Origin of the sequence: Schaalia hyovaginalis (assembly GCF_014208035.1) — a bacterium.
Classification (GTDB): domain Bacteria; phylum Actinomycetota; class Actinomycetes; order Actinomycetales; family Actinomycetaceae; genus Pauljensenia; species Pauljensenia hyovaginalis.
This window is the reverse complement of sequence record NZ_JACHMK010000001.1, coordinates 2257712-2278597: the sequence shown is the minus strand read 5'-3', so window position 1 is coordinate 2278597 and position 20886 is coordinate 2257712. Positions and strand designations below refer to the sequence as shown.

Genomic DNA, 20886 nt, shown 5'->3' with positions numbered 1-20886 from the left:
GGCGCTCACACAAAAGAGCGCCCCGCTCGGGCGTGTGGGATTACTGCCTCGGGTCGAACAGGCCGGTGGGTGGGGGATCGCAGGGGAGCCGCCCATCAGAATGCGGGCGCTCGGACTCGTGGCCGCGATCCTCAGAGCAGCCGATGAACGGGCCCGAAGTTGGATTGAACAAGACCGCCATCATCGGATCGGCGATGTTCAGGATCCACGAGGCCATCGTGCCGGGCGACTCGTGCACGCGGGTCTCTTCCCATGACAACCACAGGGCGTGCAGGCGAATCACCGCACCTTCGTGCCGCCACCACTGTCGGCACCAGACCCGGTTTTGCGTCTTGGGTAGGTCGTACATCGGGGCGAGGTACTGCTCGACGAACGCGTCGATGTTCGGATAGTACAGGCTGTTTTCTGTCTCCTCTTCGCCACCCTTGGCGTCGGTCATGGGGCTTGCGGATTCTGCTGATTCAGCGTGAGTGTTCATGCTGATACGTCGAGCGTGCACACACAGCGCGTGACCGCAATGAGAGTGGGCAAGTATGGCCGACGCTTGAGCTATTGCTGCGCCGGTTCGGTGGTTTCGGGTCGGGAGAGTGCGCGTGCGACGGAGGATGCGCCGACACCGAGACTCTTGCCGATATGGGCGAAGCTGTAGCCGTTTTGGCGCATGAGGCGCGCGGCTTGGGTCTTCTCAGGTGTCATCACCGTCGGGCGACCTCCGCGCCGGCCTTGGGCGCGGGCGTGTTCGAGCCCTCGCCTTGTGTTTTCACGGATCGTGGCGACGCGCAGCTGGGCTAGGACCGCCATGATCCCGATGATCGCTTCTCCCATTGGCGTGGAGGTGTCCACGTCAAGGAAAGCCTCAGTGAGGCTTTTGAGGCGCACGCCTCGGTGAGCAAGGTCGCGGATGATCTCGATCGCCATGCGTTCTGTGCCCGCGATGCGATCCAGAGCAACGATCACCAAGGTGTCGCCCCTGCGCAGGTAGTCCAAGCACGCTTCCCACTGGGGGCGCGCCACCGTGCGGCTTGATTCTCCGTGGTCGGTGAAGATGCGCTCGCATCCGGCCTCCCGCAAAAGGGCTTCTTGGGCCTGCGGGTTCTGCTCGCGCGTAGAGACTCGCGCATACCCGACACGTGCGCTCACACCTGCCTCCCGTGAGTGCGTCCTTCCGTTGAACGAAGGGCCGGACTGTTTGTAGGGGACTGGAGCGAAGGAACATCCTTCGGTGCCTGCGTGTGGGGGAGAGTGAACATGCGAGCGGCGATGCGAAGGAAGTCCAGCTCGTCGCCTGCCCGGTTGGGATCATCGCGATACGCTCTTCCGGCGATAACAGGCGCATCAACAGTGAGACTGCGCGTGAGGGTGGCGATGAGGTCAGTGTCTGGGTGGTCGAGGTGGCGCACGAATTCGAGCTGGCGTCTGGCCTGCTGCATCCAAGCGAGCGCGCTCGGCGTGTCAAGGGTATCGACTGAGCGTTGCGAGGTGAATTCTTCGGCTGCGCTCCGCCCTGCTTCTGAAAGCTGGGCGTCGCGTAGACCAAAGTACGTGGAGTCGACAAGCACTCGGCCCGCGCGGTCTTCAAGGACGAACCGGTCAACGGCTCCCGAGGAAATGAGACATTCAACGGTGTGCGGGGCTGCCGCATAAGCCTCATCGTGCATATCTGAGGGCGTCCATCGTCCCACTCCCGTCGAGGTCACTTGCCCGGCATAGCGCTCAATGGTGGCAAGACGCGAGACTTCTTCAGGGACTGCGACCATGCGCATCTCGACAACGTAGCCCGCCTCACGAAACGAGGCGATAGTCGACGCCATCGCCTCAGGGGAACGCAGCGTCGTCTCGATGAGCACGTCAGCGCGGCGCTCACGCAAGTAGCGGGCGGACATTGCGATCCACTGTCCCGATGCATGGGCCGTGCGCTCTGGCATTGAGGCCGGGTCATCGCGCATGATCTGCGCGTAGGCGGGATGAAACTGACGCAAATCATCACCGATGATGGGAACGAGAGAAGGGCGCGCCTGTGCGGCGCGCTCGTTCGCCCTGCTCTTGCCTGCTCCCGGTTGGCCTCCTGTGTACACGAGGACCGGCGGCCATGAACTGTCATCGCGGGCCTGCTCGCGCAGGTCATCAAGGTAGGGAACGATCCTCGTCTCGAAACGCTCACGCAGAACGCGTGCGCTCAACTCGCTGGTCACGCGAGTACAGGCGCGTAGCGCGGCATTGCCCGCAGCTCGGCTTGGAGCTTGGCGGTGTGTTCTTCGATTTCTTGGAGGCTGTCGGGGTTGACGGCGCGGACTTCACGCATGACGCGGAACTGCTCGTGACGCCAGTGCTCTCTCGCATCCGGGTCTTCCGCTTCGTCCATCCACTCGATGTAGCGTCCGCCGAGCTGAGTCGCCAACTCGCGCATGATGTCGTAGATCATCGGACTGAAATCTTCATACGCCTCGTCGGTGTGCATCATGATCCTTCCGCTCTATGTTCACCATACCTCGTTACACCGAAAACGGTCGAGTAGTAATTGTGGGTTGTCTGTGTTTCGGTGCGCAGTTTCGGGGCGGGCATGTCCGGCGTGTCGCATCTGTTCTCCTCAGCCTTCACTTTCGCATCAGAAACGATCGTTTCCGGCACGCCACCACAGCACCGGGAGCCGCTGTCGTGTGACCTACAAGTGCGGCGTGTGTGTCGGTCGATCCACTGGCCGTGGCGCGTGCGGAGCGGGCGTGTACGGTGTTCTCGTTGGTGATGGTCGACCGATCTTGGAGGGCGAGCCAGAAGCAGCGGCGAGTTCTTTGATCCGGGCGAGCTGAGGATCGAGGGCGGGCGAGTTCGCGTGTGCGAAGAGCGTGGCAAGGTCGCGTTCGATCATCGCGGCAGTCTGCGCTTGCTGAGCCGCGCGGTGCAGGTTGGCGAGGGAGCGCGCGAAAGCGGTCATGTCGTCCAGGAGCGCCGCTGCTCGGGCCGCATCTGACTTTGGTTTGCTTGTGGTCAGGAAGAGGCGTGCCGCGTGCGTGAACGGTGTGCGGGTAGGGGAGAGTCTCGGCGGTCTCGACTTGAGTTGCGCGTGGCGTCCCAGGGCTCTAGCGGCGCGAGAGTATTCACGTGCCTGCGTGGCGTCGAGGTCAGGCTGCATGGCGGCGGCACTGAGAAGGCCCGCCAGGTCTTGCGTCGCGTCAGCGAGCGCAACGGGGTCGGTTGGGTCGATCCGGGAGAACGCATCGCGGTGCGCTCTAAGTGCCTGGGCGCTCGCCTGGAAGGCGCGCGCATCATACGGGCGCTCGCGCCTTCGAGCAGGCTCACCTCTCCACGCGGCACGCCACTCATCGACGGCGGCCTGTGCACCTTCGGGAGTGACCGCCCATCTACCTCTCAGACGCGCCAGAGTGAGGTCACGCGCAAGAGAAGTACCCGAATACCAGCGCGTCGCTTCAGCTGTGGCGGCATCAGTGTGGAGGGCGACGGAGTAGCCGAGGACAACATCGGTGCGGCCCTTGGCAAACCTCGGACGAATACGCACCCCCAGCTCGCGGACGCTCCGCACGAACTCTGCTTCGTTCGCTGCACCGGCTGCTGCCGCGCGCACGCGAGTCTCCAGCATCGCCCTCGTCGTTTCGGGCCTGCCCGCACGCTTGGCGGCATTGAGCTCGTGAGGAGTGTCAGCGCGCGCTCCGCGATTGTGCTCACGCGACTCGATGACTTCGAGCCCGTACTTGTGCTCGAGCGTATTGCATGCGCGGCCCGCGTTCTTCCAGTCCCACCATCTCGACCACTTTGTGCCGTCGGCGCGCACGATGTTCGCGGCGATATGAATGTGATCGCCACCGTTCTTGGAAGTGCCGTGTCGCACGGCGACCCACCGGCAGGGAGGTTTGCCGGACGCTTCCGTAAAGCCCATCTCGTCCATGAAGTCCTGCGCGATCTTCCGCCACGTCTCATCGTCGAGGAGTCCCGCCCTCGGTGGGAGGGAGAGTGAGCAATGCCAGACGTGGTTCGGCCCGCGATCCACGATTTCCGTTGTGCCCGTCTCGGGATTGAAATTGCGGATAGCGCCAGTGGGGTGCTCTGACAGAACATTCATGTAACGGTCGATCATTGACGCAATCTCACCTGCCTGTGCAGGACTCAGGTGCGCCCACCCCTCGAAGCGATCCATAATGATCGAATCCCCCGCAACCAGGTGCGGGTTCTCGTGTTCATTGGCGCGGCCCGGTCCTACGAGGTAGCGCATAAGGCCGGCAGTGTCGCCACCGTCAACAATGTGCGAGATCATCTTCGGCCTCGCACCGGAGCACCCTCGCGTGACTCCAAGACCTCGAGCCCGTACTTGTGCTCGAGGCTGTTGCACACGCGATGTGCGATCACTTGATCGCGCCACGGTGACCACTTCGTCCCGTCACCACGCACGATGTTCGCGGCGATATGAATGTGGTCCCCACCGTTCTTCGATGCGCCGTGTCGCACGGCAACCCACCGGCAGGGTGCTTTGCCAGACGCTTCGGTAAAGCCCATCTCGTCCATGAAGTCGGTGGCAATCAATTGCCATGTCTCGTCTTCAAGGAATGACTCAGTGGGGGACAGGCACAACGTGCAGTGCCAGACGTGGTTCCTGCCGCGACCGATGACTTCGGTCTTTCCGGTCTTGGCGCTGAAATTGCGTATCCGTCCGGTCGGATGGACGCGCATGACGTTCATGTAGCGGTCCAGCATTGACGCAATCTGTGTTGCGACATCAACGTTCAATTCAAAGCGATCAGGAAAGAAATCGAGAAGGACACCATCTCCCGCAACCAGGTGCGGATCTTCATGTTCACCCGCTCCGCCCGGTCCTACGAGGTAGCGCATAAGGCCGGCAGTGTCGCCACCGTCGACGATATTGGGAATCATCGGTGCACTCCCTCAAAGGTGTGCTCAATGTCAACGAGGATCCTGCGAACACGCTTCGCAAGATCAGCGGCCTCTTCGGGGAATGCATGGTGCGAGTTCGCCCAGTGGGCGAGCTGATTGAGGTTGCCCGACACTCCTCGCACTTGCGTCTGCAAGTCGGTGAGCACATGCATGAGTTCATCGAGACGCGCTCCGTCAATCTGATCGGATGTTCCACCAGTTGTCGCGGAACGAACCAGAATTCGCGACATCGACTCGCCCGTATTCTCTGCTCGCGCACGAAGAGCCGCGTACTCATCAGATGACAGGGTTACCTTCAGAGCGCGCCGCTTCACACCGGCAACACTTCGAGGCAAACGTCGACCCGAACGCGAAGCGTCCGAGTCGGCGTTCATGGCGGCTCCGTTCGTCATTAGCTCAGTGCAACGACCCCACAGGGGATCACACGTCCAGTGTGCCAGGGTGGCCGCACAGCGTCCAGCCCAAGTGCTCATAGTGTTCCCACTATGTATCAACTTGCTCCGCCTGCGCTTACGCGCGCCCCTGGTGGGGCGCGCTTGCGCGTAACGCCGCCTCGGGCGGTGTCTAAGTGGCGGAGCGAGCATGGAGGCCATGCCTGCATGCGAGGGCGAATGAGGCCCAGCCTGATGCGCCTCGATGCGTGGGAAAATGCGGGGCGTCCACGTTCGGCGTCCCAGGGGCGAGCGCGGTGGGCGCGAAGCCCCGGGCGCCGGAGGGTGGGCGCCCCGTCGAAGTGGCCTCGCCCGTCCCCACTGTGTGCAGGCGGAGCTCTCAAGGCTCTAGCGGCTGTGCATATTGGGGGCGGGCGAGGCGTGGTGGTGTGCCCACCATCGGGGGCACACCACCGGTCAGGTCAGGGGCGCACCCCGTGAAGGGGGTGCGCCTGCTGGTGGCGCCGTCGGCTGCTCACCGGCGGCGCGAGCGTCGCCACTTGCGGACTCCCGTCGCGACGCGTGAAAGGGCGTCCGCGAGAGCGGCCACGAGAAGATTCGCGATGAACGCGGCTACGCAGCCGAGGTGCGGTTCGAGAGCAGCTGCGAGGACCATGACGAGCTGGTCTCGAGCGATCTCGTGAAGCTCGGCGCAGGACGCGGGTGGTGCAGCCGTGTGAATCTGGCCGGTGATGAGGAATCGGAGCCGTCGCACCGATTGAAGGAGGACGGTCAGCAGGCCGGAGAGGCGTCTCATGCCTTCTCTTGAGCGGCAGCGATGCCCTTGAGTCGTCGGGAGGACGGAAGCGTCCCGTGTGAGGGCGCGCGAGGGCTCGGCGGGGCCAGCTGCCTGTGGGGGTGGGTAGAATTAGACCATGAGGGACATGGAGGAGGTCGCGCGGATTCTTGCGGTCATGCGCGCGAAGAACCGCGACTTCTCCCAGCCTGAGCGCGTCCAGCTCCTTCTGGAACGCGGGGTTGACGAGGCGCTAGACCGGGTGACCGGAAGTGCGCTCTTCGCTGATGAGTCTCAGCTGGACGAATGTCGTCTCGAGGTCGCCTCGTGGAGCCAGCGGGGTATTCAGGTCGTCACCCTGTTCGACGCCGGCTACCCGCAGCGTCTCCTCAGCGTCCGCGAGGCTCCCGCCCTGCTCTTCTACACCGGACGTCTTGCCGGGGATGATGAGGCCGTCGCGATCGTCGGGTCTCGGGATGCGGGTCCGCGCCAGTGCGAAGCGGCGCGGGCCATCGCGGAACGAGCCGGAATTGCGCATGGCTTATCCGTCGCCTCGGGCCTGGCCAAGGGGGTCGATGCCGCTGCTCACACGGGCGCGCTCGACGCTGGGGTGCGCACTGTCGCGATCATGGGGACGCCCATCGACGTCACATACCCGAAGGAGAATCAGCCGCTGCGCGATCGTATTGAAGCCGCCGACGGCCTCGTCCTCTCGCAGTTCACACCCGGCGCCGCCACCAGTCGACACACCTTCCCGATGCGCAATGTCACGATGTCCGGCTACAGTCTCGCCACGATCGTCGTCGCCGCAGGGGAGCACTCCGGGACCCGTCATCAGGCGCGGCGCGCTCTTGCCCACTCCCGCAATGTCATCCTCCTATCCGGCGTCGTCTACGCCACCGAATGGGCCAAGGAGATGGCGAGCAAGCCGGGAGTCTTCGTCGCCTCGAGCCTTGGCGAAATATCCGAGGCGATTGAGACCATCCAAGCGCACCGCCGTCTCCTGGCCGATTCAGTAGCTGCCCTATGACGGCTGATCGCCAGGCCGACTACCGGCGCGCATTGGAATCGACCTACGGGTCCGTCCTGACACGCGCGCTCCCAGGCCCGGTCCATGCGTGCGCGACCTGCCGAGGAGCCGCAGGCAACGACTACAAGTTCTGTCCTGCCTGCAATGGGCGTTACGGGCAGGGGAAGACCCCTCGCCTGGGCTTCTGCTTGTACGCGGTCAAGGGTGCACAGCTCTATCGGTCGCTCTTCGCCTACAAGGAGAGCGGTGAGGCGCGCTACGTCCAGGATGCGCGCCAGCTCATCCGTGGAGTCCTCTACTTCGCCTTCGCCGACCACTACCGCTGTCTGGAAGCGCAGGAAGGTTCCGTCGACGCGTGGTGCATCGTTCCCTCACTGCGTTCGACAGTCAACACGAAGTCCGTTGACCACGCGTTGTCGCGAATCGCGTCCAGCGTGATCGGCGACCGGCTTCCCGAGCTCAACCTGTGGACGACTCCAGGGGAAGGCAAGCGCGTCTACCAGCCAGAACGGCTCCACCTCGTCCATACGCCCGACGCCGATCGTGCGCGGCACGTGCTGCTCATCGAAGACACATGGGTCACGGGCAGCAACGCCCGCTCGGCGGCGGAAGCCCTCTTCAGGGAGGGAATCGAGAAGGTGTCGATCCTGACGATCGCCCGCCTCGTGGATAGTGGATACGCTCCCGCGCAGCCGCTCGTCGACCGCATTCGCGACCTCGCGAACACGCCGGACTCGATGTGGGCGTGCCCGTGGACCCGTTCCGGGAACTGCCCGACGATCCGGTAGACGAGTCGCCGCGAGCGATGTGCAGCCGCAGAGCGGTCAAGCATTGTCAGTAGCTCCGCGCGGGTCGCCCTACTCGAGCAGGCGCCGCTGGGTGTGTGTCCCCGTCCGACGTATCTACGAAGGACACGCCAACAGGAAGGACACACAATGACCGACCCCGTGGAAAAGCTCCTCGAACGCGACGAACACCGAGAGACGATGCTGCGCACTCTGGGAAGCAAGCTGACGACCATGTGGGAAGTCTCCGACGAGTACAAGGACGCATGGAGGGCCGCGACCGGTGTCGGCTGGGCACGAGCTGACCTCATCAAGGCCGGCTTCGTCGACCCATCGAAGCTGCCACGTAGAACCTCGACGCGGCGCAGGGTGAACGAAGACTGAGTGCGCGTGTGGGTGCCCGGCCCCAGCCGGGCACCCACACGATATAGCGCCGGCAGGTCGGGATCGTTCGATATGTCTCGAACGCCTGGGCCCCCGGTACGACCCTGATTAGGTTGCTTGGGAGCCTTACCAGAATCCGTTGGCAGGAGCGCTTGGTCGCACATGCAGCCCGTCTGCTCTAGCATCGTCACCGTACCGTGCCAATAATCCTGGAGCCGTGAATGAAGCCTCCGAAGCTCGTCCTTCCGACGAACGCTCAAGGCGTTGTCTACTTCATTGATGAAGCTGGTTCCAAAGGATCGCTCGGCAGCTACTTCGTCACAGCTGCCGTTCGGACCACGGACCCTGATCGTGTGTCGCGAACCGTCAAGGCCGTCAGAGACAGACACAAGTTCAACTCAGCAGACGAATTGAAGTTCTCCAACGTAACGAAGCGATCCGAACCAATCCTGAGCGACGTATTTCGCGAGATCGTCGACACGGGTTGCTGCACCTTCGGCGCCTTCGTCCTCGACAAACGACACTACGACCCTTGGAGCAGTCGGACTCAATGGCAAGGCCACCTCTTTGCGACGCGCCGACTCCTCAAGGGCCTCGTAACACGCCGAGAGATCGCCGTCGCTCTCCTCGACCATATCGATGTTCCAGAAGGCGTGTCATACGGAGACTGCCTGATGAACGAAGTTAACGAGCGGCTTGGCAACAAGCGCATTGCGGCAGCTATCAGCCTCGACTCGCGAACATGCTCCGGTCTCCAGATCGCAGACATGGTCGCGAGCGCAATCTTTCATGCCCGCAAGAAGATAGAGGACAAGGGCTTAGAAGCCTTCCTTGAAGATCAGACTCCGAAAGCTCGCCTATCGCGCGACATTGCAAGTGCGCTCGGATCCGGATATTTCAGGGACTGTGACACGGAACTTCTCGAGATTCAGACCAGTCACGAGAGGTCATTGCTGGAACTGCGGCAAGCAGGTAGGCTGAGCTCGAGCGCTGAAGCCCTAGCCTCAGGTTAGAAGCTAGCGCCCGCTGGGCCGGGTCACAGATCCACTACCCAGCATAGGAGCGGTGACCTCCCGCGAACAGTTCCATACTTTTAGCGCCGCCCTGAGCCTTGGCTCAGGGCGGTTGCCTGCTCGAGGCTGTCCTCGTTCGTGGCGCTGTTTGGATTTCTTCGCCATCTCGGAATCGGACAGTTCGTTGCCGAGGGGAGACGCTTGATACTGGAGGCCGTCGTGTCAGGTTCGCTGTTTCAGACCTGCAAACCCGACACGGAAGGCGTGGCACTTCAACGTAGAGTGGCGCTCGCCCGTCCGGCGGAGTGCTGATTCCCGGTGAAGGGCGCGGATGGACTGCTCGGGGAGGCGGCGCGGCATCGTAGTGTGTCCCCGAGGGGGAGGGCGCGTACTCGCGCCACGTCGGCGTCGATGCCTCTGGGCGTGGGGTCGAGCTCGGGGATGAGTTGTTGCCCGTGGGCGGCTTGGCTCATCTGGCGGCGAATCGCGTCGAGCTCGGCCTGGGCGGCTGCAAGCCGGTCGGTGTAGGGGTTGGGGCGGGCGAGCTCGGCGGTTGCCCGGTCGCGTTCGGCCTGGGCGTCGTCGGCGTGCTGGCGGTATCGCTTGGCAGTGGTGGCCAGGTTGGTCGCGTGGTTCTCGAGCTTGCGGATGACGCCGAGGGCTTGGGAGGGGTCGCGAAGGTCGGTGACGGCGAAGCGGACGGCCTCGTTGGTGAGGTACTCGTCGTCCATGTGGAGGTCTTTGAGGGCTGCGACGAGGACGGTGGGTTTGCTCATGTCGGGGTAGTCGTAGGCGTCCCGTGGAGCGGGTGCGACGCCGAAGACGAATTGGTGTCCGGCGACGGTGACCTCGACGTTGGGGAGGCCTTGCCGGTGGAAGTTGATGTATGCCATCCGGTTGGAGCTCAGGTTGCAGGCGGTGAGCGTGCGGGTGAGCGTGGCGGCGGCGTCGGCGCGGGTGTCGGCGAGAATGTCGGCGATGCGGGCGGTGAAGTCGTCGCCCTTGGTGGATGTGGTGCGGGCGGCGAGGTCTTCTCGGATCTGGGCCTTGCGAGTGAGGGCTGTGATCTGCCGGTCGAAGGAGGGGAGCATCGTGCGTAGGTGGGAGTGCTGGAGCTCGTGGTTCTTGGAGCGGGCCTGGTAGGTGGTGACCTGGTTCTTCAGGCGGGCTTCTTCGAGGAGGAGGGGGTTGCCAGATGCAATCGCCTTGACTTGGGCGTAGGAGGCTTCCTCGGTGCCTGCGGAGATGTCTTCGGCGGTGCGAGCGTCGACCGTATGGGTCATGATCTGGTTGATGAAGCGAGCTTTGCGTTCGAGGGTCTGCCAGGAGTATTCGTCGAAGGAGTGCTCGGTGACGTAGCGGAAGATCTGAACCTCGTCGTTCTGGTTGCCTTGGCGCAGGATGCGGCCCTCCCGCTGGGCGATGTCGGCTGGCCTCCAAGGGGCGGTGACGTGGTGAAGGGCTATTGCGCGTGCCTGGATGTTCGCGCCGGTGCCCATCTTCTCGGTTGACCCGATGAGGACGTTAATGGCTCCGTTTCGCGCCTGCATGAAGAGGCGGTCCTTCTCGTCGGTGCTGGTGGCGTCGTGGGTGAAGGCGATCTTGTCTGCGGGCACGCCCGCGTTGACGAGGAGGGTCTTGAGTTCGTCGTAGAGGTTCCAGTCCTTCTTCGGGGTGCCTTGGTCGCAGAAGACGAGCTGGAGTGCTCCGGGGATGGGGGAGAGTTCCCCTGTCACATCCTGGTAGGTCCGGTTCTTGGTTTCGTGGTAGATGCGGGCGACGTTCGCTGCTACGGCGTCGATCTTCTGGCTGCTGATGGGGCTCGTGACGCCTGTGAGGGCTCGGGTGGCGGACTGGTCGGAGAGAAGCCGGTAGTCGGTGGCCATCGCTCGCCCGTCGGTGGTGATGGCGAGGAAGTTGTCTTCGTATGCGGGCACAGCACCGTTGTGGATCCGGTCGGCGCGCGTGGAGATCGCCTCGGTGAACTCGTTCATCGCGGCCCCGATGTTGACGGCGACGACTTCAGGCTCGCGTGCACCGTTGGTGCGTGCGGCGAGTTCGGGGATCTTCAGGTCGAGCTGGCTGCGGGTCTTCACGTCGGCGAAGACCCCCCACATTGTGAGCAGTTCAGGCATGTTCTGGAAGCGGGCGACCCGCTGCTTGGCGGCGAGGGCGCCGGAGACGGTCGACTCGATCCTTTGCTCCGTGGCGGTGAACGTCCGAGCCCATTCGTTGAAGGTCGTGAGCCCAGCGTCGGTGAGCAGGTCGGGGCGCAGGTAGTGGGTCATGACCCACATTTCGCCCATCGTGTTCGCAATCGGGGTGGCGGTCGCGAACGTCGCAACGCGTTCACCGTGTGTTGCTCGCAGCCAGTCCAGTTTCATATCCAGGTCAGTGCACTTGGCTGCCGACGTACTGGCGATCACGCCGTCGATCTCCGTGTTCGCCGCGAGGTTCTTGTAGTAGTGGGCCTCGTCAACGACGAGGTAGTCGACGCCGAGTTCCTCGAAGACGAGGCCAGCGTCGGAGGCTGCCTCGGCTGCTGCCTGTGCTTCGTCGAGTCTCGTTTGGAGTTTCTTCCGTTTCGATTCCGCCTTGCGGATGGACATGGAGTCGGTGGCCTGTGCGAGCCAGGCGTCGAGGTCGGCGAGCTCCTTGTTCTCGTATGCGGCTCTGGTCTGCTTCGAGACGCGGATTCTCTTGAACGCGGCTTGTGTGCAGATCACGGCGTCCCACTCGCTGGTGGTGGCCCGAGCGAAGAAGTCTTGGCGGCCTTCGGGCTTGGAGAAGCGCTGGGAGTCGGCGGTGAGGATACGAGCGTGGGGATATGCCTGGAGCCATTCGCGTTCGAACTGGCCGAGCATGTGGTTGGGGACGATGATCATCGGCTTGGAGACGAGGCCGAGGCGCTTCTGCTCCATGACGCCGCACACCATTTCCAGTGTCTTCCCGGCGCCGACCTCGTGGAACAGGCCGCAGGTAGGTTCGGCGATCATTCGGGCGATCGCGGCTCGCTGGTGGGTGCGGAGCGTGAATGTGGAGGCGAGGCCGGGTAGCTGGAGGTGGCGGCCGGCGTCCTCGTAGCTGCGGGGTACGAGCGAGTTGAAGCGTTCGTTGTAGGTGGCGACGAGGCGTCGTGCCCGGTGGGGGTCGCGCCAGATCCACTGCTGGAACGCCTCGCGAATCTCGTCTGCCTTGCCCTGGGCGGCTTCAGTCGCGGCCCGGTTGACAACGGTGCGGGTGGTCGGTGATCCGTCGTCGCGCGTCACGGGAACCGTGTCGGTGACCTTGATTTCCTTGGAGTTCAGCAGGTCCTTGAAGATGTCGGTTCCGGTCTTGCGGTCGGTTCCCCATCGGGAGGTCTGGTTGATGCCGTGCGTGGGGGCGCCGGTCAGGCCCCACCCGTCTGACGGGTTGTACGTGAGCCGTCCGGGAAGGTTGAGCTCGCGAGACAGGAACGCCTGGTGGTCCTTCACGGGGATCCAGGGGGCGCCGAGGGTGACGCAGATGTCGGCGATTCCGAGGTCGTCGGGCATGACGGACTGGAGGGCGTCGACGTTGGCCTGGAACGCCGGGTCGGTGAGGGCCAGCTCCTTGGCGGCCGCGAGCTTGGCGCGCACGTTGCCCGACAGGTACTCCTCGCGGCGCACGATGTGGCCTTCGGGGGTGTCGAACACGAGCTCGCCGAGCGTGGCGCGAGCTTCTCTGGTGTCTGTGGCTGCGAGTAGGTACTGGCAGTAGTCGAGGTCGATGCTGCCCTTCTGGTCGAGGCAGATCGCGAGTGCGTCTTCAGGGGTCGAAGCGCCCTTGGGGACATATGAGGCGAACACTTGGCGTCGCTCCAGCAGCGGAGCGGGCCGGCCAGTCTCGGCCTCGTCGTCGTAGACCTCGATGGCGCGGGTGAGTGCGGCGTAGGGGTCCTTCGCGAAGATCCGGAAGACCGGCGGGCGCGTGGTGATGATGTCCTCTTCCTGTTCACCGGTCTTCTTGTCGATCGTGATGTGCGTGCGGTGCTTGGCGCGGTTGAGGGGACCGAAGTCCACGGTGTAGGCCATGTAGGCGTCCCGCAGGCCCTGGCGGCACGCCGTCATCTCAGGCGTGTCCGTGCGGCTGCGGGTCTCCAGGGTGAGGAGGGTCCGGGTGCGGTCGCGAAGATCGAGCAGGCGCGCGAGCTCGGCCTGCTGAGTCTTGGGGACCTTGATCGCTTCCCAGCCGTCGGCGCCGAGGCGTTCGAAGGCGCCCTTGTTGGATCGCAGGGAGCCGAGCTCGCGCGCGTCGACGGTGATGCCTGCGGTCGCGTCGATGGTGGGAGCTGGGGTGGAGTCGTAGGCTAGGCCCTCAATGGTCGCCTGGGTGAGGTCCTGGTCGAGGCGGCTCGTGATCTGGGCTGCGATGGTGGAGGCGTCCGTCGTGGAAGCGACGTGAAGGCCGACTGCGCCGTAGAGGCCCCGCGTGGCGGACATGGTGCCGATCACCCGGTCCGGTCGGCTCATGATCGCATCGTTGATCGCGACCGGGGTCGCCTCGGGGGCGAGAACGTGAGAGTGAGCGTGCTCCCAGGTGAACGCACGAGGCTCTTCACCGTCCTTGCGGACGCGGAAGACGAGGAGGTCGGTGACGACCTGCGTGTCGGCGGTCTGCTCGTGCGCGCCCGACGGGAGACGGATCGCGGAGATGAGGTCGGCGCGCTCGTACATGTCACGGCGGGCGGACGGGTTCTTCGCGTCGAGCGTGTGGTGGCTGGTCAGGACTGCGACGTAGCCGCCGGGCTTGGTCTGGGCGAGAGCTTTGATGATGAAGTGGTTGTGGATGGAGTGCTCGCCGGGGTTGTTCGCCGGATCGTAGAGGGCGTAGTCCCCGAAGGGGACGTTCCCTACCGCAGCGTCGAAAAGCCGAGTTGTCGGTGTCTTTTCGTAACCCTCGTTGCGGATTTCCGCGTTCGGGTACAAGGCGTGGGCGATTCGGCTGGTCGTCGGGTCGAGTTCGACGCCCGTCATGGCCACGCCGTCGGGGGCGAGCCCTATGAAGGTGCCCGCCCCGCATCCGGGCTCGAGGACGTGCCCGGAGGTGAGGCCGTGGGCGGCGAGGGAGTGCCAGATCGCTTCGACGTATTGGGCGTGGGTGTAGTGGGCGTTGAGGACGCTGGCGCGCGCCTGGGCGTAGTCCTCATCGTTGAGGAGGCCCTGGAGGTGCTCGCGCCGTGAGGCCCATTCGGGCTTGGACTCATCGAACATCCCCGACAGGCCGCCCCATCCGCTCCACTGGGCGAGCTGAGCCTGCTCGGCGGGGGTGGCGGGGCGGCCTTCGGATTCGAGGACGTGAAGGAGGCTGATCGCGTGGAGGTTCGCGTCGGCTCTCCGCGTGGGGGTGGAGGGCGTCGCGTGTGATGACGGGGTGAAGGAGGGGCCTACTGCTCGTCCTCTGCCGTCAGCTCCATGAGGTCCTCCCAGTCCAGGCCCTTGCGCTGCGCGAGCTGCAAGATCAGATCGTTCACCCACTGGGAGAAGGGGCGCGTCTCGCCAACCCAGAACGGAATCGGAGTGGGATACCGATGCGTCGAGCTGATCGTGTCCCACTGGGCCGGCGGAGTCTCCACCAGACCCTCCGGCAGGGGCCGGTCGAGCCACCACATCATGAACCAGACGAGGATCGTCTCGGTATCCACGGGGCCGTGGTTGAGCATCCACTGTGCTGCCCGGTCTCTGTCGTCGCCCTGGACCAGCATCGTCAACCGATTCAAGTCGAGCTTCGGATCGAAGTCGGATTCCGTCCAGGGAGCTCCGTTCCAGTCCGATCCCATCCCGGTCAGGATGCACAGTCGCGCCATCGCCAGCTCGTAGAAGCGCGTGAGGATCTCCTTCTCGAGCTGATTCTGGAGCAGCCGGATTTCCTGCGGGTCCGTCGTGTCCTCGACCGTGTACTCCCCAGCCCAGTCGATCGGACTCCAGGCCGGATCCGTCGGGTTGAAGAGCTGGGCGTGCTCCTCGATGGTCTCCTCGAGGAAGATCTGCTCCCAATGGGTCATCGTGTCGATGAGGAACACGCTCGCTTGCCTGTCGCTGAGAATCCGGTCCTTCCACCACTGGTACCAGTAGGTTCTGCCGCTCGTGTCGTAGCGCATCGTGTTCCTCCTTGTAAACGTCCTGCTCTTCGAAGATGGAGAACAGGTCGAGCTGGTTCTCGTCGGTGGTGGTGTGCCGGGCCATCGGTGGTCCCTTCCCGTGGTGATCGCGTCTGTGATCACGTCGGGTGTGCACACACACCTGGGTGCCCGCGGTGCTGGCGTTGCGGGTTGTGCTGGTAATGGTGTCAGTGCCCGCTGGCGTTTGCGTCCGCCTACTCGTCGTCGGTGAGGGCGAGGGCGAGGTCGTTGGTGGCGAGGTCGGCGCCGATGTGGTCGACCCACACCTGGTGGGAGAGGCGCGTCTCGCCGTCGCGTCCCGTCCACTCGCGCACGCTGTAGGTTCCGGCGAAGACGATGCGTCGGTTGCCTGCACGTTCCTGGAAGCCGACGAGCCTTTCGCCGGGGGTGCCGGGGATGGTGAGGTCGTAGAAGACGGTGGCGCCTTCGGCCCATTCACCGTCCTCGCTTCGCACACGGTCGGTGACGGCGACCCTGGCGTGCGTGAGCGTGCGCCCCCGGTCGGTGGTGGTCGTGGCGGGTGCGCCGGTGAGGTTTCCGCTGCGGATGATGTAGCTCATGATGGTGTCCTTTCAGGGGGTCAGTTGAGGAGTGCGTGGGCTGCCATGAGGTAGGCGGCGGCGCTGAGGATGCCGACGCCGCTGATCGTCAGGAAGCTTGCCTTCTGATACTCGGGCTCAGCGTTGGACGCGATGGCGGCTCCGACGACGAGTGAGGAGACGGTTGACAGGCTCATGACGGTGCCTGCGACGGCGGCGAATACGGGGGACATGTTCGGGGGCCTTTCGGGGTCTAGCGGGTGTAGCGGACGGGGAACCAGAGCTGGCTGCGCCAGTAGCCGGTGGAAATGGGGACCTCGTGGACGACGGCGCCGAAGTCGGGGGCGTGGATCATGCGTCCGTCGCCGACATAGATCCCGATGTGGTCGACGTGGGGTGTGCCGGACTGGGAGAAGCCGATGAAGTCTCCGGGCTGGAGGTCGGCTTCGCTGATCGGGGCGACGGCGCTGGAGTGGACGATCTGGTCGGCACTGGGCCGACCTTCGGGGAAGGAGTAGCCGAGTTCTTGCATGGTCAGGACGATGAGGCCGGAGCAATCGACTCCGGAAGGGGTTGTTCCGCCCCACACGTAGGGAGCTCCCGTGTGGGTGCGCGCTTGGTCGACGATCTGATTCCCGCTCGCTGACGAGGCGCCCGCGAAGGTGGTGGCGTCGGCGATGATCCTGGCGGCGTAGTTGATGGTCTCCGGGAAGGGAGGCATCCCGTGATTGTCGTGGACGGCGCCGGGGCCGGCGTTGTAGGCGGCGAGTACCAGGGATGTGAAGTCGCCCGAGACCGTGCCCTGGTCAAGCCAAGCGCGCACAGACGAGGCAAGTTCGCACATGTAGCGGCCCTGGCTGGCGATCGCGTCGAGGGGGTTGAACGGGTCGGCCTTGCCGTCTCCGTCGCCGTCGACGCCGTGGGCGGCCCAGGTCGTGGGCATGAACTGGGTGAGGCCCTGTGCTCCGACGGGGCTCACGGCCTGCGGGTTCCACCCGGACTCCTGCTTGATCTGGGCGGCGAGGATTGCCGGGGTGACGCCCTCGCACTGCGAGCCGGCCGCGATGATCGCGTCGCGGTACTCGGCGGGCACCCCTGCCAAGCCTGAGCCCAGCGGTCTCGCGCCCGTCGCCTGGGACGAGGCGACGATCATGAGGGGAAGGATCGCGAGCGGGGCGAGAGCGACGGCGGCGAATCCGAGCTTCACGGGCGCGGACCTCCCGCTTCGAACGTGGACCGCCCGCGAGGCCGCGACGGGGCGGAACCCGTTGTGCTGGCTGCGCCAGCGGTGCTGGCGTTGCGGGCTGTGCTGGCGTGGGTGGTCTTGCCGGTGTTCGCGGCGATGAGAGCCCGGATCCTGTCGGGGCGGAATCCGCTCGTTCGCTCCCCCGCCTCGTCTTCAAGGATCGGCGCCGACATGAGCCCCTCGCGTTTGAACTGTTCGATGAGGTCGGGTCGGGTCGATAGGTCGATCGTGATGAACTCGAGTCCAGCCTTCTCGAAAGCCCGGTGCGTCATCTGGCAGCCGGGGCATCCCGGTGTCGTGTAGAGGGTGACAGCGGGTAGGGTGTCTGCCCGATCGTCCTGACGCTCGTGGATCGTGCCTTCCCAGTCGTCCCGATTCGGATCGATACTTCCGGGGGCGTGCACGCGGGTCTGTGATGTGAGCATCGGTTCAGTCCTTTCACGATCGTGGAGTGGCGTGCCGACCTGGCAGGGAGGGGCGCGTCATGTCTTTACGTCGGGTGTGCACACACGCCTAGCCGCGCCTGTTGGCGGCGATCTGGCGATGCTCTGAGTTGTTGAGGTTGGGGGTGTCGGTGCCGAGGTGGGAGTTCCAGCCCGCGTCGCGCCCGTCCTTGAGCGCACGCTCATGGGTGTTGACTCCGCTGCCCTCGTGGAGATCGAGGGTGGTGATGTAGTCCGCGAGCCTGCGGGAGCGATCCCGGACAGCAAGTGCGGTGGAGGAGTCTCCGGCGGCCTCCTGCTCGGTGATGGTGGCGCTGCGGGTGGTGCGGATCCGTTGGGCGACTCCTTGGGCGTATCCGAGGATGAAGCCTGCTCGTGCGCGCCGCTGGTTGGCGGGCTTCATCCGCTTGTAGCCGGGGCTGGCTTTGCGCCATTGGGTCCAGGCTGAAGCCGTGTGAGCCGTCAGAGCAGTGATGAGAGGAGCGAGCCAGTCAAGGTCGGAGACGAAGCCGACCACGTGCACGAAGACGCCGGGGCTCCCTGGGCGTCTTCTCTCGTCGGTGTAGTAGGTGGTCGCTCCGCAGGCTTGGGCGACCTGGTGGACGGCGTGCGCCTGCGCTAGTGAGGGAGTCGTCATGCCTCCGGGAATCCTTATCTCCCGAGTCTTGATCTCGTCGCGTCGGACGGCGGGCGACGACTCGTCGGTTAGGCGTGTGATGGAGTGACGAGCCATGAGGATGCTCGCCCGCTCGAGAGCGACCTCACGCTCATTGGTGCTCGCGCCGGAATCTCGCGCAATGGCAAGGAATCGTCGGATCTGGTCTTCGATAGTGCTGGTCATCAGAGGGTCCTTCTCAGCGTTGCTAGGCGTGCCGGTGTTGATGGCAGTGCCGGGCGTGCTGTCGAATGCGCACGCGCGGCTAGCGGCGTCCGGTGGGGAGTCGGCCGGTGGGAACGGGGGTGAAGGGCTGACCGTCGTTGTAGGTGGCGATGTCGTCGGCGAGCTTGGCTTCGATGGCTTCTTGGATCCACTCGGCGAGGGAGGAGACGCCCGTTCGGGGGCCGCAGGTCCAGAACGCTGCTCGGGCTTGGTCCATGAGGTCGGCGTCGACGCGGAAGGTGACCTTGATCTTCATGGTTGGGGCGGGCTGCTCGGGCTGGCGTGGGGTCTGGCTCGGCGGAGTTGTGACGTGGGTGTAGCCGGTGAGCTTGGAGGTACGGGGTTGGGGTCGCGTGCTCATCGGAGGGCCTCCTTGAGGATCGTGCGGTACAGGTCGGAGAACGCGCGGGCCTGGCGTCGGTTGGTGGGCCATTCGTCGAGGGCGGTCGAGGCTTCCACGGCGTCGGAGATGAGGACCGCGCGCGGGATCGGAGTGGAGATGAGGGGCAGGTGCTCCGTTTCGGTGAATGAGTGGAGGTCGGCGAGCCATCCGCTGCCGGAAATCGTCTGTTTCTCGTGCATGTTGACGACGATCCCGGCGACGTGGAGACGGTGGTTGACTTCCTGGACGGCGCTCACCGTGCTCAACAGGTTGGCGAGCCCGGTGGCGCTCCACTGCTTGGACTGGGTGACGATGAGGACTCCATCGGCGGCGACGAGCGCGTTGATGGTGAGCTTGTCGAGCGAGGGCGGGCAGTCGATGAGGACGAGATCGTGGGAGGCTCCCGCGCCGGTGAGCGTGTGGGCCAGGCGGGACTCTCCTCCGATCGGGAGACTGACCAGGCGATCGCGGACCCCTGCGAGGTTGTCGCCGTTGGGCGTGGGAACGAGGTCCACTCCGCCCCACACCGTGGAGACGGTGACATCGTGGAGTGCGAGCGCACCGTGCGGGGTAAGGGCGTCGGCGACGCCGACGCTGGTCTCCGGCAGAGGATCGCAGGAGAGGTTGGCTGTGATGTTTCCCTGCGGGTCGAGGTCAACGACGAGGACCCGCAGTCCCTCGAGCGCGGCCGCACGGGCGAAATGGAAGGTGGTCGTCGACTTGCCGACGCCGCCCTTCTGGTTGCAGATGGCGAGAGTCTTCATGAGGTTCTCCTGGGATTGTTTCGGGTTAGTCGAAGGGCTGAATGATGACGCTTCTCGCATTGGCGATCAGCCGGTAGAGGTCGTTCGTCGTGGCGAGCTGTGCCGTGAAGGCGGTGGTTGGTTCGCCTGCCTGGTCGGCTGCGGCCCGCTCGACGACGAGACGGTCAGTCCACTCGTCGAGGGCGGCCATGAGCGTGACCTGCTCATTCGTGGACAAGACCTGCATGGCTGGCGATGCTGTCGGGGCTGGCATTGCTGTCACTTCTGGTCGAACAGGCACACGGAGCCAGCCGAGAAGACGAGCTCATAGAGGTTGTTTGTGGCGGTGAGTTCCTCCTGCCACTTGGCGTCGGCGCTCGTCTGCTGGTCGCGGAAGATGAGGTCTTCGAGGTGTTCGCGGTGGCTGGTGATGGCTTCGATGAGGATGTTCTGCTCGGTTTCGGTGAGGAGTCGCATGGGGCTTCCTTTGCGGGTTGTGCCAGGTGTGCTGGCGTTGCTGTCAGTTGCGGTGGATGTCGGCTGCTCGCACGGCCCGTCGGAGGGCGTTGTGGGGCGGTTCGGCGTATCGCTGCGTTGTCTGAACAGATGCGTGTCCCAGGAGTCGTTGGACGGTGAGGAGGTCGCGGTCTGCTCGGTAGGCGAGGGTCGCGAAGCGGTGCCTGAGGGTGTGGAGCGTCCATCTGCCCGGCAAGGCTTGGGAGCCGAGTTCGCTGACTCGTGCGCCGGAGATGTGGCCCCCGTACTTGGAGGGGAAGGCCCATCCTTTGCCCTGGTCGCAGGCGGACTCGACGCGGAAGGCGAGCCATGTGGGGAGCGGAACCTGGCGGATGCGCCCTCCTTTGCCGTGCACGACGAGGGAGAATCCTTCGAGATCGTCGACGAGGTCGTTTGCGTGGACCTGTGAGATCTCGGTGGCGCGTAGTCCAGCGCATGCGGCGAGGCTGAGGATGAGTTCGACTCGTTCGCTCGCAGCCTGAAGCCCGTCGTCGAGGACTTCGCGGGGCGTTGGGCGTGGAATGCCGGGAGGGCAGGTGACGCGGGGGAGAGCGAGTGCGGGGCTCTTCCTGAGGGCGTCTGGACCGTAGTACCAGCGGAAAAACACTCGAAGACTGGTGTAGTAGCTGTGCCGTGTGGCGGCTGCCCAGTCTTGATGTCCGGCCCACTCAAGAAGGTCTTGCGGTTGGACTTGATCGGGTGTGCTTCGTCCGA

At 64.6% G+C, this 20886-nt stretch carries 24 protein-coding genes and 1 pseudogene; 4 read left to right on the top strand and 21 right to left on the bottom strand.

What is annotated here, in order from left to right:
- Window positions 1–40: 40 nt before the first annotated feature.
- The 8 genes from HD592_RS10060 to HD592_RS10025 all read right to left on the bottom strand — a co-directional run bounded on the left by HD592_RS10060 (window position 41) and on the right by HD592_RS10025 (window position 6090).
- Complete coding sequence (locus tag HD592_RS10060) at window positions 41–439, bottom strand: DUF4913 domain-containing protein (RefSeq protein WP_184453806.1); 399 nt, start codon at window positions 437–439, stop codon at window positions 41–43.
- A gap of 110 nt (window positions 440–549) precedes the next feature.
- Window positions 550–1140, bottom strand: coding sequence for a recombinase family protein (locus HD592_RS10055; RefSeq protein WP_184453804.1), 591 nt, complete (start codon window positions 1138–1140; stop codon window positions 550–552).
- Window positions 1137–2192, bottom strand: coding sequence for a zeta toxin family protein (locus HD592_RS10050; protein WP_184453802.1), 1056 nt, complete (start codon window positions 2190–2192; stop codon window positions 1137–1139). Before HD592_RS10050 ends, HD592_RS10055 begins: the two co-directional genes overlap by 4 nt.
- Window positions 2189–2461 carry a hypothetical protein gene (locus tag HD592_RS10045; RefSeq protein WP_184453800.1) on the bottom strand — a complete coding sequence of 91 codons (273 nt, stop codon included), beginning with the start codon at window positions 2459–2461 and terminating at the stop codon, window positions 2189–2191. The genes HD592_RS10050 and HD592_RS10045 overlap by 4 nt, the downstream gene beginning before the upstream one ends.
- A gap of 201 nt (window positions 2462–2662) precedes the next feature.
- Window positions 2663–4090, bottom strand: a complete 1428-nt coding sequence (locus HD592_RS10040; RefSeq protein WP_184453798.1) for a relaxase/mobilization nuclease domain-containing protein — start codon at window positions 4088–4090, stop codon at window positions 2663–2665.
- 173 nt (window positions 4091–4263) lie between these two features.
- Window positions 4264–4881 (bottom strand): relaxase/mobilization nuclease domain-containing protein, encoded by a 618-nt coding sequence (locus tag HD592_RS10035; protein ID WP_184453796.1) that lies wholly within the window; start codon window positions 4879–4881, stop codon window positions 4264–4266.
- Window positions 4878–5276, bottom strand: coding sequence for a MobC family plasmid mobilization relaxosome protein (locus tag HD592_RS10030; protein WP_184453794.1), 399 nt, complete (start codon window positions 5274–5276; stop codon window positions 4878–4880). Before HD592_RS10030 ends, HD592_RS10035 begins: the two co-directional genes overlap by 4 nt.
- A 532-nt stretch (window positions 5277–5808) precedes the next feature.
- Window positions 5809–6090 (bottom strand): hypothetical protein, encoded by a 282-nt coding sequence (locus HD592_RS10025; protein ID WP_184453792.1) that lies wholly within the window; start codon window positions 6088–6090, stop codon window positions 5809–5811.
- A gap of 118 nt (window positions 6091–6208) precedes the next feature.
- Here HD592_RS10025 and HD592_RS10020 point away from each other — a divergent pair, with 118 nt between their 5' ends.
- The 4 genes from HD592_RS10020 (at window position 6209) to HD592_RS10005 (ending at window position 9281) form a co-directional block, all read left to right on the top strand.
- Window positions 6209–7099 carry a DNA-processing protein DprA gene (locus HD592_RS10020; protein WP_184453790.1) on the top strand — a complete coding sequence of 297 codons (891 nt, stop codon included), beginning with the start codon at window positions 6209–6211 and terminating at the stop codon, window positions 7097–7099.
- Entirely contained in the window at window positions 7096–7887 is a 792-nt protein-coding gene (locus HD592_RS10015; RefSeq protein ID WP_184453788.1) for a hypothetical protein, read from the top strand. The genes HD592_RS10020 and HD592_RS10015 overlap by 4 nt, the downstream gene beginning before the upstream one ends.
- A gap of 147 nt (window positions 7888–8034) precedes the next feature.
- Entirely contained in the window at window positions 8035–8268 is a 234-nt protein-coding gene (locus HD592_RS10010; protein ID WP_184453786.1) for a hypothetical protein, read from the top strand.
- A 221-nt stretch (window positions 8269–8489) separates the two neighbouring features.
- Window positions 8490–9281, top strand: coding sequence for a DUF3800 domain-containing protein (locus HD592_RS10005; protein ID WP_184453784.1), 792 nt, complete (start codon window positions 8490–8492; stop codon window positions 9279–9281).
- A gap of 272 nt (window positions 9282–9553) precedes the next feature.
- Here the strand turns inward: HD592_RS10005 and HD592_RS12400 are convergent, their stop codons facing one another.
- The 13 genes and pseudogenes from HD592_RS12400 to HD592_RS09945 all read right to left on the bottom strand — a co-directional run bounded on the left by HD592_RS12400 (window position 9554) and on the right by HD592_RS09945 (window position 20779).
- Entirely contained in the window at window positions 9554–14515 is a 4962-nt protein-coding gene (locus HD592_RS12400; protein WP_184453782.1) for an SNF2-related protein, read from the bottom strand.
- Window positions 14516–14688: 173 nt separating this feature from the next.
- Window positions 14689–15402, bottom strand: coding sequence for a hypothetical protein (locus tag HD592_RS09995; RefSeq protein WP_184453780.1), 714 nt, complete (start codon window positions 15400–15402; stop codon window positions 14689–14691).
- 215 nt (window positions 15403–15617) lie between these two features.
- On the bottom strand, window positions 15618–15983 hold the full coding sequence (locus HD592_RS09990; protein ID WP_184453778.1) for a single-stranded DNA-binding protein: 366 nt from the start codon (window positions 15981–15983) through the stop codon (window positions 15618–15620).
- Between the two features lie 20 nt (window positions 15984–16003).
- A complete protein-coding gene (locus HD592_RS09985) occupies window positions 16004–16195 on the bottom strand; it encodes a hypothetical protein (protein ID WP_184453776.1) in 192 nt (63 codons plus the stop codon).
- A 20-nt stretch (window positions 16196–16215) separates the two neighbouring features.
- Window positions 16216–17169, bottom strand: a complete 954-nt coding sequence (locus HD592_RS09980) for a C40 family peptidase (RefSeq protein WP_321082607.1) — start codon at window positions 17167–17169, stop codon at window positions 16216–16218.
- Window positions 17166–17633: a glutaredoxin domain-containing protein gene (locus HD592_RS09975; RefSeq protein WP_184453774.1), complete on the bottom strand. Its 468-nt coding sequence runs from the start codon at window positions 17631–17633 to the stop codon at window positions 17166–17168. Before HD592_RS09975 ends, HD592_RS09980 begins: the two co-directional genes overlap by 4 nt.
- 88 nt (window positions 17634–17721) lie before the next feature.
- Window positions 17722–18288, bottom strand: a complete 567-nt coding sequence (locus HD592_RS09970) for a DUF7168 domain-containing protein (RefSeq protein WP_246430018.1) — start codon at window positions 18286–18288, stop codon at window positions 17722–17724.
- An 87-nt stretch (window positions 18289–18375) separates the two neighbouring features.
- Window positions 18376–18492 (bottom strand): annotated as a pseudogene (locus HD592_RS12715) (DUF2786 domain-containing protein); the annotation flags it as partial.
- A 79-nt stretch (window positions 18493–18571) separates the two neighbouring features.
- Window positions 18572–18892, bottom strand: a complete 321-nt coding sequence (locus HD592_RS09965; protein WP_184453770.1) for a hypothetical protein — start codon at window positions 18890–18892, stop codon at window positions 18572–18574.
- Window positions 18889–19677, bottom strand: coding sequence for a ParA family protein (locus HD592_RS09960; RefSeq protein ID WP_184453768.1), 789 nt, complete (start codon window positions 19675–19677; stop codon window positions 18889–18891). The genes HD592_RS09965 and HD592_RS09960 overlap by 4 nt, the downstream gene beginning before the upstream one ends.
- A gap of 25 nt (window positions 19678–19702) precedes the next feature.
- A complete protein-coding gene (locus tag HD592_RS09955; RefSeq protein WP_184453766.1) occupies window positions 19703–19903 on the bottom strand; it encodes a hypothetical protein in 201 nt (66 codons plus the stop codon).
- Between the two features lie 32 nt (window positions 19904–19935).
- Window positions 19936–20133 carry a hypothetical protein gene (locus HD592_RS09950; RefSeq protein ID WP_184453764.1) on the bottom strand — a complete coding sequence of 66 codons (198 nt, stop codon included), beginning with the start codon at window positions 20131–20133 and terminating at the stop codon, window positions 19936–19938.
- A 43-nt stretch (window positions 20134–20176) separates the two neighbouring features.
- The gene (locus HD592_RS09945) at window positions 20177–20779 is read right to left on the bottom strand and encodes a tyrosine-type recombinase/integrase (RefSeq protein WP_407822436.1); all 603 of its coding nucleotides are present in this window, start codon (window positions 20777–20779) and stop codon (window positions 20177–20179) included.
- Window positions 20780–20886 lie beyond the last annotated feature (107 nt).

Coding starts and splice junctions, on each gene's coding strand:
- HD592_RS09950 (WP_184453764.1), bottom strand. CDS start 20,133: ATGCGACTCCTCACCGAAACCGAGCAGAACATCCTCATCGAAGCCATC.
- HD592_RS09985 (WP_184453776.1), bottom strand. CDS start 16,195: ATGTCCCCCGTATTCGCCGCCGTCGCAGGCACCGTCATGAGCCTGTCA.
- HD592_RS10045 (WP_184453800.1), bottom strand. CDS start 2,461: ATGATGCACACCGACGAGGCGTATGAAGATTTCAGTCCGATGATCTAC.
- HD592_RS10035 (WP_184453796.1), bottom strand. CDS start 4,881: ATGATTCCCAATATCGTCGACGGTGGCGACACTGCCGGCCTTATGCGC.
- HD592_RS10030 (WP_184453794.1), bottom strand. CDS start 5,276: ATGAACGCCGACTCGGACGCTTCGCGTTCGGGTCGACGTTTGCCTCGA.
- HD592_RS10015 (WP_184453788.1), top strand. CDS start 7,096: ATGACGGCTGATCGCCAGGCCGACTACCGGCGCGCATTGGAATCGACC.
- HD592_RS10005 (WP_184453784.1), top strand. CDS start 8,490: ATGAAGCCTCCGAAGCTCGTCCTTCCGACGAACGCTCAAGGCGTTGTC.
- HD592_RS09995 (WP_184453780.1), bottom strand. CDS start 15,402: ATGCGCTACGACACGAGCGGCAGAACCTACTGGTACCAGTGGTGGAAG.
- HD592_RS09970 (WP_246430018.1), bottom strand. CDS start 18,288: ATGACGACTCCCTCACTAGCGCAGGCGCACGCCGTCCACCAGGTCGCC.
- HD592_RS09975 (WP_184453774.1), bottom strand. CDS start 17,633: ATGCTCACATCACAGACCCGCGTGCACGCCCCCGGAAGTATCGATCCG.
- HD592_RS12400 (WP_184453782.1), bottom strand. CDS start 14,515: ATGTTCGATGAGTCCAAGCCCGAATGGGCCTCACGGCGCGAGCACCTC.
- HD592_RS10025 (WP_184453792.1), bottom strand. CDS start 6,090: ATGAGACGCCTCTCCGGCCTGCTGACCGTCCTCCTTCAATCGGTGCGA.
- HD592_RS09960 (WP_184453768.1), bottom strand. CDS start 19,677: ATGAAGACTCTCGCCATCTGCAACCAGAAGGGCGGCGTCGGCAAGTCG.
- HD592_RS10060 (WP_184453806.1), bottom strand. CDS start 439: ATGACCGACGCCAAGGGTGGCGAAGAGGAGACAGAAAACAGCCTGTAC.
- HD592_RS09990 (WP_184453778.1), bottom strand. CDS start 15,983: ATGAGCTACATCATCCGCAGCGGAAACCTCACCGGCGCACCCGCCACG.
- HD592_RS09955 (WP_184453766.1), bottom strand. CDS start 19,903: ATGCAGGTCTTGTCCACGAATGAGCAGGTCACGCTCATGGCCGCCCTC.
- HD592_RS10040 (WP_184453798.1), bottom strand. CDS start 4,090: ATGATCGACCGTTACATGAATGTTCTGTCAGAGCACCCCACTGGCGCT.
- HD592_RS10010 (WP_184453786.1), top strand. CDS start 8,035: ATGACCGACCCCGTGGAAAAGCTCCTCGAACGCGACGAACACCGAGAG.
- HD592_RS10020 (WP_184453790.1), top strand. CDS start 6,209: ATGAGGGACATGGAGGAGGTCGCGCGGATTCTTGCGGTCATGCGCGCG.
- HD592_RS09965 (WP_184453770.1), bottom strand. CDS start 18,892: ATGAGCACGCGACCCCAACCCCGTACCTCCAAGCTCACCGGCTACACC.